This is a genomic window from Deltaproteobacteria bacterium (assembly GCA_005879795.1).
Lineage (GTDB): Bacteria > Desulfobacterota > Binatia > DP-6 > DP-6 > DP-6.
On the sequence record VBKJ01000251.1, the window covers coordinates 1 to 6,734 of the forward strand.

General features: G+C 69.3%; 8 protein-coding genes. 7 read left to right on the forward strand and 1 reads right to left on the reverse strand.

The window, feature by feature from the left end; all coding sequences use genetic code 11:
• Positions 1-1,054: 1,054 nt before the first annotated feature.
• From E6J59_19680 to E6J59_19700, 5 genes are all read left to right on the forward strand, one after another.
• Positions 1,055-1,477, forward strand: coding sequence for a DUF1257 domain-containing protein (locus E6J59_19680; protein ID TMB15860.1), 423 nt, complete (start codon positions 1,055-1,057; stop codon positions 1,475-1,477).
• Positions 1,478-1,485: 8 nt separating this feature from the next.
• Positions 1,486-1,680 (forward strand): DUF2997 domain-containing protein, encoded by a 195-nt coding sequence (locus tag E6J59_19685; protein ID TMB15861.1) that lies wholly within the window; start codon positions 1,486-1,488, stop codon positions 1,678-1,680.
• A 6-nt stretch (positions 1,681-1,686) separates the two neighbouring features.
• Positions 1,687-1,980 carry a hypothetical protein gene (locus tag E6J59_19690; protein ID TMB15862.1) on the forward strand — a complete coding sequence of 98 codons (294 nt, stop codon included), beginning with the start codon at positions 1,687-1,689 and terminating at the stop codon, positions 1,978-1,980.
• A gap of 311 nt (positions 1,981-2,291) precedes the next feature.
• The gene (locus E6J59_19695) at positions 2,292-2,855 is read left to right on the forward strand and encodes a thermonuclease family protein (GenBank protein TMB15863.1); all 564 of its coding nucleotides are present in this window, start codon (positions 2,292-2,294) and stop codon (positions 2,853-2,855) included.
• Positions 2,856-3,496: 641 nt separating this feature from the next.
• On the forward strand, positions 3,497-4,357 hold the full coding sequence (locus E6J59_19700; GenBank protein TMB15864.1) for a hypothetical protein: 861 nt from the start codon (positions 3,497-3,499) through the stop codon (positions 4,355-4,357).
• 42 nt (positions 4,358-4,399) lie between these two features.
• Here E6J59_19700 and E6J59_19705 read toward each other — a convergent pair whose 3' ends face one another.
• Positions 4,400-4,657, reverse strand: coding sequence for a hypothetical protein (locus E6J59_19705; GenBank protein TMB15865.1), 258 nt, complete (start codon positions 4,655-4,657; stop codon positions 4,400-4,402).
• A gap of 1,059 nt (positions 4,658-5,716) precedes the next feature.
• Between E6J59_19705 and E6J59_19710 the strand changes: the two genes are divergently transcribed.
• Positions 5,717-5,938 (forward strand): hypothetical protein, encoded by a 222-nt coding sequence (locus E6J59_19710; GenBank protein TMB15866.1) that lies wholly within the window; start codon positions 5,717-5,719, stop codon positions 5,936-5,938.
• A 112-nt stretch (positions 5,939-6,050) separates the two neighbouring features.
• The coding region (locus tag E6J59_19715; protein TMB15867.1) for a hypothetical protein at positions 6,051-6,734 on the forward strand (684 nt) is incomplete at its 3' end.

Consider the following 6,734-nt stretch of genomic DNA (forward strand, 5'->3'; position numbering starts at 1 on the left):
TACACGCTCGAGCAGCTGAGTCACCCGCTCCCCGACGGGGGCCGCTTCCTGCTCGCCCAAACCACGCCCGAGGTCCTCGCCGCGCTCCACGCCCACCGCCAGGAGTTCTTCGAGGCCGTGGACCGGTTCATCGGCGCCTACCCGGCCGCGCGCGCGGGCATGGAACCCCAGTGGCGCGCCGCCGCCCAGACGGCGTGGGCGAAGGCAGGCCGGCCCGACACGGAGGAGGCCTTCCGTCAGCAGTTCCTCGCGCGCGTGGCGCAGCTCTACCCGAGCGAGGAGCCGCTGCGCCGGAAGTTCGACTTCTTCTGGCTGAGCTACCAGCTGAGCCTCACCGGCCTCCGCGAGGTGAGCGCCGCGCGCGTGGCCGCCGACGAGGAGCAGCGACGCCAGGCCGATGAAGCCTACCGCCACGAGGTGCAGCAACGACTGGCCGAGACGCTCGACCGGAGCATCGGAGAGCTCCACGCCCAGATCGCGCGCACGTTCGACCGTGTCCTTGAGCACGTGAAGTCCGGCCGGCCGCTTCGCGACGGCAGCGTCGGCCGCCTCCGGCAGAGCATCGAGCGCTTCCGGAAGCTCAACGTCTTCGGTGACAGCACACTCGAGCAGACCATCGCACGCTTCGAGCAGACATGCTTGCAGGAGCTCGACACCGCCACGGTGTCGAGCAGCCCCGATCTCCGCCAAGTCTTCCAGCAGGGCCTTGAGTCGGTCCTCGCGGCCGCTACTGCCGGCGGCGAGGTCAACGCCCTCACCGGCCGCCTGCGCCGCCAGTTCGACCTCGGAGACGACGACGTCCGCGCGGAGGATGTCGACGCCGACGACGAGGACGAGACGGCCGTGGCCTCTTCCGCGTCGACGTGAGCGCCAGAGCTCACGAGGGCGCCCAACAATGAGACCACCCACAACTCCGGCGGCTTCGCGAGATCATCGTCGAACTCCTGTCGGAGTTCCAAGACATGCCGCTCGCGAAGTGCGAACGCGTCGCCGACGAGCTCGTCCCGCGCGGCCTCGTCGCGTCGCCCGCCACGCCCCAGGAGACGCCTGCTCCATGAGCGAATACGTCATCATCGCGACCGCGTTCACCGAAGCCGGCCATCTCGTCGATGCGCTGGTCGACCTCGGCTTCCCCCGGGACACCATCGAGGTCCATGACCGCCCCGACACGCTCTACGGCTACCGCGGCGACGCGCGCCCGGAGCGCGCCGAGATCGTCATCCGACGTGAATACGTCGGGCACGGCTCGAACGACATCGGGTTCGCGCGCCAGCTCGACGGGACCTTCCGCGCGATCATCTCCGAGTACGATCAGCGCACCCCGGGCACGTGCGGTCCCTACGACCAGGCGTTCCTCGGGCGTCTGACCCAGGCGTACTCGCTCCGCACGATCCAGCACCACTATCGCGCCCGCGGCTACCAGGTCCAGGTCCAGCGCCAGTCGGACGGGACGATCCAGGTCGTCGCCGAGCGCTGAGGCCCACCATGCCCAAGCTCGTGTTCACCATCGACGCCACCGGGAAGGTTGCGCTCACGGTCGAAGGCGCCCCGGGCCCGGCCTGCCACACGTTCACGCGAGAGGCCGAGGACCTGCTGGGTCCGGCCACACACCGCGAGCGCACTCGCGAGTACCACCAGCAAGCCCGCACCGCCGCGCCGCGGCAGGTGCAGTCCACCTGACCGGCCATGGTCGATGCCTTCGAGCTCCGCCCCGACGGCACCGTCGTCGGTCTCTACACCGACGCGATCGACCTGCGCGTGCTCGGCCACGTCCGCGCCGAGCGCGCCAGCGCCGTCGAGTGGGACGAGGCCGCGCAGGCGTGGCGTGCCCGCATCTTCGCGACCGGCGAGGTGCTTGGCCCTTTCCGGCGCCGCGACGAGGCCGTCGACGCCGAGCGGCGAGCCCTCGCGGCCCGACTCGGCCCGCTTGCCCTAACCCCTCGTGCTCGCGCCTCAGATCACTGCACGACCGCGCCGTGACCCGACGTCCGCGGTCCTGACGCCCGCCACCGCCGTCCACACTCAGGTGTGGGCGCCCGTGTCGCTCGCGCCCCTCGTCGCCGGGAGGAGATCCTCGCCTGGTTCCGCCCGCTCTATGCCCGCCTTCAAGCGGCCTACTTCGAGCGGCCATGCCCGATCCCCTGGACTCTCGCACTGCAGGACGGCGTCGACGTGCCACCGCTGCCCGAGCCGCACGAGTGCGCCCACTGCTTTAATGCTGTCTACGCCGCGTGGAAGCAGGCACGCGGGCGCTCGACGATCCTGCTGCCACCGAAGAAGGGTGCCGCCGCATGAGGTCGCACGGCGTTACCGCCGGCGGCGCGCTCAGTGCCTGTGTCTTCCTTCTGGTCCTCGCCATCCATGGCGCCCCGACTCCGGCGCGAAGCGAGACCGGTGGCCGCCGCGTCTCCGCCCGGGTCGTCCGGGTGATCGACGGTGACACCCTCGTGGCGCACCTGGCGACGGTCAGATCCGGACTGCAGAACAAAGAAAGGGTCCGCCTGGTCGGGATCGACTGCCCAGAATCAAAGCAGGCGGGCTGGGGATCACGCGCCACCGCCCGTCTGGCCGCGCTTGTGCTCGACCGGCCGGTGATCCTCGAGATCGCGCTGCAGTCGCGCGACCGCTACGGCCGCCTGCTGGCCGGCGTCTACCTGGCCGACGGCAAGACGCTGGTGCAGGAGCTGCTCGTGCGCGAGGGCTTCTGCCAAACGTTCGTCATCCCGCCCAATGTGGACTACGTCGAGCAGCTGCGCGCCGCGAAGATCGAGGCGCAGCGCGCCGAGCGCGGCATCTGGGCTCGGATCGGCGGCCTCACGGAGAGTCCGGCGGACTACCGGCGTCGTTCCCGGTAGGGCCCCCGCCGATTCCGTTGCCACTTGCGTTGGACGCAGACATTGGTCCCAGATCCGGGGTGCTGTAATCGCATGGCTCGGGGAGGACGTGTTGGGTACTGAAGACACCGTTTGCCGAATCTGCGACCGGCCAATCCTGCCCGGTGAGGGTCTCGTCAAGGTCGCGCACGACGTCATGCACGTCGCCTGTCTGCCCAGCACCAAGCGCCGGGCCGAGGAGCACGGCAAGGCGTCGTAGCGGCCGTTGCCGCGCGGACTCCTCCTGCGCTGCGACGCAACGTTTTTGATCCACCACATCCTCACACGACGGCCGTGCGATCGCCGTCGCCTCACGAGCTCACATGGCCCGACCGTCCTCCATCCTTGCCAGACCGGCGGCGATCCCCGCCGGCGCCGGGCTCCGGCTCGGCCGGCTGCTCAGCCTGCCCGAGGCGCCGTTCGCCGCCGTCGCCGCTCCGTGCGGTGACGGCCGGTTCCTCGCAAGCCTCACGGCGGGCTCGACCGCGATCCGGTACGGCATCGAGCCCCGCCGCCCGGTTGCCAACCAGGCGGCCACGCATTTCTCTCGTGTCCTCGTCTGCGACCTCGAGGACGCGCGCGTCTCCCACGACGAGGTGAGCCTGCTCGTCCTTTGCCCCGCGGTGCGGCGCGGCACCGTCACTCCGGCTCTCCGCCGTGGCGACATCGGCGAGGCCGCGCGCTTGCGCGCCGTCCTCCCGTGGCTTCGTCCCGGCGGGATCCTGCTGGCGCTGCTCGCCTCCGACGAGCTCACGCCGTCGACGATCAAACTCCTCAGCGCGCGCTGCGAGGGCGTCACCGCATATCGGCTGTCCGCGACCGCCACGAGCGCGCTCGTCATCGTCGGTCTGAAGAAGCCAGCCACTGGCTTCGACCCGGCCGTGCGCGATGCGCTTGCCGAAGCTCGCGCCGGCCGAGCGCCGATCCTGCCCACCCGGCCACCTGCTACCTACGCAGTGCCCGCCGGGCGCCGCCTTTCGATCTTCCGATCCTTTACCCTCGATCCCGAGGTCCTCGAGCGCGAAGTTCGCGGCTCGTCCGTGTGGTTAGCGTTCTGGCAGTCACAGGTCGCCGGGCGCGCCCGGCGCGAGGTGCGGCCACCGCTCCCCCTTCACAAGGGCCACCTCGGCCTCTTGCTCGCCGCCGGCGAGTGCGATGGCATCCTGGGCGAGGGCGTGGACCGCCACCTCGTTCGCGGGATTGTCCGCAAGCGCGAGATCGTCCTCACCGACGACGACAACGGCCAGCAGACGACGCGCACGCGTGACGTCTTCCGCGTCGTCGTGAAGCTGCTCTTCCCCGACGGCACGCTCCGCGTGATCGGCGATCAGGCCCCTTTGGTCAGCGCCGAGATCGGGAGCGCCGACACCGTCGAGAACCTCGGTGATGTGCTCGGCGTCGCTCCGGCGGCGCTCGAATCGGACGACGAAGAGGTGGAAATCAACGCCCTGACCGGTCGCCGTCGGCGCTCCTTCGATATCTAAAGCGCGGCCGCGCCTGCCCCACCGCAGCCGCCGACGTCTCCGTCATCCCTGGCGCGTCTTGGAGAACTGCCATAGCGCGCGATCAATGGTTCTCATGTCGTGGCCGGTCGAGTGCGCGAGCTGACGGACGAAGCCGGTGTACGCCCACCAGACCTCGAACGTGTAGGCAGGAGGCTTGGCGAAGCCGAGCGACCAGAGGGCTCGGTAGTCCAGAATCGGGTACGGTCGCTTGTCGCAGAAGTGGAGGATGACCGACGCCGTTGGCCACTGAACACCAGCGAGGCTGCGCAGGATATACATCTTCGCCCGCTCATCTTCAGTCGCCAGGGCGATCTGGGTTGCCTCGCGAACCTGCGCTGCGGGCGCGCGCCCGTGGCGACAACTCGTCGGCGATCTTATCTTCACCGGGATACGAGTACGACTTCGCCCACTGGGAGACCTCGGAGAGCGGAAACCGTAGTCTGAACACTCGCGACTCCATGCTCCTCGCGGCGCCGGGTCGTCGCCGAGTATTGGACGGGGGCGTTCGTTTGCCTGCCGACTCTGCCGCTCAAGGAGCATAGGGCGACCCATGGGACCCCGCAAGTGTCGACCCGATACGTGCTCGATTCGGATGCGGCGGAAAGACCGCCTCCGCCGCCAGAAGGAACGTCCAATGGCCCTCGCGACGCTCTCCATCGCCGACTCCCCGACTCCCGATGGGCACGTGTGGAGTGACGGCTGGGTCGTTGACCCGCGCGACGACGTCTTCTACGCCCTCTCACTCATCGGCAGCCCGACGGCCGTCCGCTCGCTCCAGGCTGCGATCGCCGAGCGCGCGAACCTTCGGCTCACGCACCAGCGCACGACGCGCGACCTCAAGCCTCACGCCTTCAGCCTCTACCAAGCGCGTTCGGGTCGTCTCCCCTCCGGCGGAGTCCACGCCGTGCTCAGTTGCGCGCCGTCTGGCGCTCGGCTGCCATCCCAGACTGGGCCCCGCGCATCTTCGACATGCTGCTCGAGCGAGATCACGCCCATCGGCTGGCCGGACCGATCGCGGCCGTGCTCGTCAGCGCCAGCGAGACGACCCTCGACCAGCTCGTGCAGGAGGCACTCCAGCAGGGCGCGATCGCGTTTCCACCTCAGGGCGATCAGCCGGAGAACCCCTGATGCCCAGTTTCACCGTCAGGACGAACTGTGAATTCTCGCTGAGCATCGAGGCGGACAACGCCGACGCCGCGATCGAACAGGCCCAGAAGAAGTCCTACGCCCACTGGGACACGGCCTGGGCACCGATCGAAGCCGAGCAGGAGTAGACGCCGCGCCTCTGGGCTGCGTTCGAAGGGCCGAGAAGGATTTGACCCGATGCCCGAATACCGCGTGATCTGGCAGATCGACCTGGATGCCGAGGCCTCCCGCGAGGCGGCTGAACGCGCAGCGGAGATCCTACGCAGGCTCGATGTTGACGACGAGTGCAGCGCCACCGTGTTCGACGTGTACGAGCGCCGCGCCGGCGTGGTCCGACGGACCGGCCTACGCATCGACCTCTCGAACGAGAGCGAGAACCGGCCGATTCGGCTTCGCGTCGACACGATGCCGTAGCGGATGAGCGAGATCGGATGCCGGACACCGCGGTGGCTGCGATAACGGATCGCGACCGCGCTCGCCATACGCTCGTGATCGACCTTCATCGCGCATCTGCTCACGAGGTCCTATGCCGCTCGAAGAGATCCAGACCATCGGGGACTACCTCGGCGCCTTCGGCCGAAGGCTGGCCGAACGCGTGGCGCACACATATCCTCCGCTCTACGACCCGCGCACCGAGCACCCGCACCCGCGCATCGCCGAGCTGCTGCGCCGCCCGTTTCCCGCCCAGGCCGATTGCATCACTGGCCTCGCCCGGGCCTTCGAGCACCGCCCCGGCCTCGCCCTCGTCGGCGAGATGGGCTCAGGCAAGACGCTCATGGCGGCCGCGCTACTCCACATCCTCCACGAGGACAGGTTTCGAGCGCTCGTCATGGCGCCGGGTCACCTCGTGCGGAAATGGGCCCGCGAGCTCGAGCTCACGGTGCCGCGCATCACCGTGCGCACGCTCTCGAACTACATCGACTGCGTACGCCTGAAAGCCTCAGGCGCCCGGAAGCCGACGGGCCGCGAGATCTACATCATCAGCCGCGACCGCGCGAAGCTCGGCCCCTCGTGGCGTCCCGTCTATTGCCGGACGCCTCGGCGCCAGGCAGTGCTGTGCGCGCACTGCGGCGCTGAGCAGAAGAAGGACCGGGACGAGATCATCCCGCCCTCCGCGTTCGAGCGCATGAAGCGCAAGTGCGTGCGCTGTCATGAGCCCATGTGGTCCGTGGACCGCTCAGGCCCGCGCCGCTACGCGCCCGCCGACTTC

Excerpts from the sequence above, each read along its gene's own strand:
- E6J59_19680 (TMB15860.1), top strand. The coding sequence starts at position 1,055 with ATGAGCGAATACGTCATCATCGCGACCGCGTTCACCGAAGCCGGCCAT.
- E6J59_19685 (TMB15861.1), top strand. The coding sequence starts at position 1,486 with ATGCCCAAGCTCGTGTTCACCATCGACGCCACCGGGAAGGTTGCGCTC.
- E6J59_19690 (TMB15862.1), top strand. The coding sequence starts at position 1,687 with ATGGTCGATGCCTTCGAGCTCCGCCCCGACGGCACCGTCGTCGGTCTC.
- E6J59_19695 (TMB15863.1), top strand. The coding sequence starts at position 2,292 with ATGAGGTCGCACGGCGTTACCGCCGGCGGCGCGCTCAGTGCCTGTGTC.
- E6J59_19705 (TMB15865.1), bottom strand. The coding sequence starts at position 4,657 with ATGTATATCCTGCGCAGCCTCGCTGGTGTTCAGTGGCCAACGGCGTCG.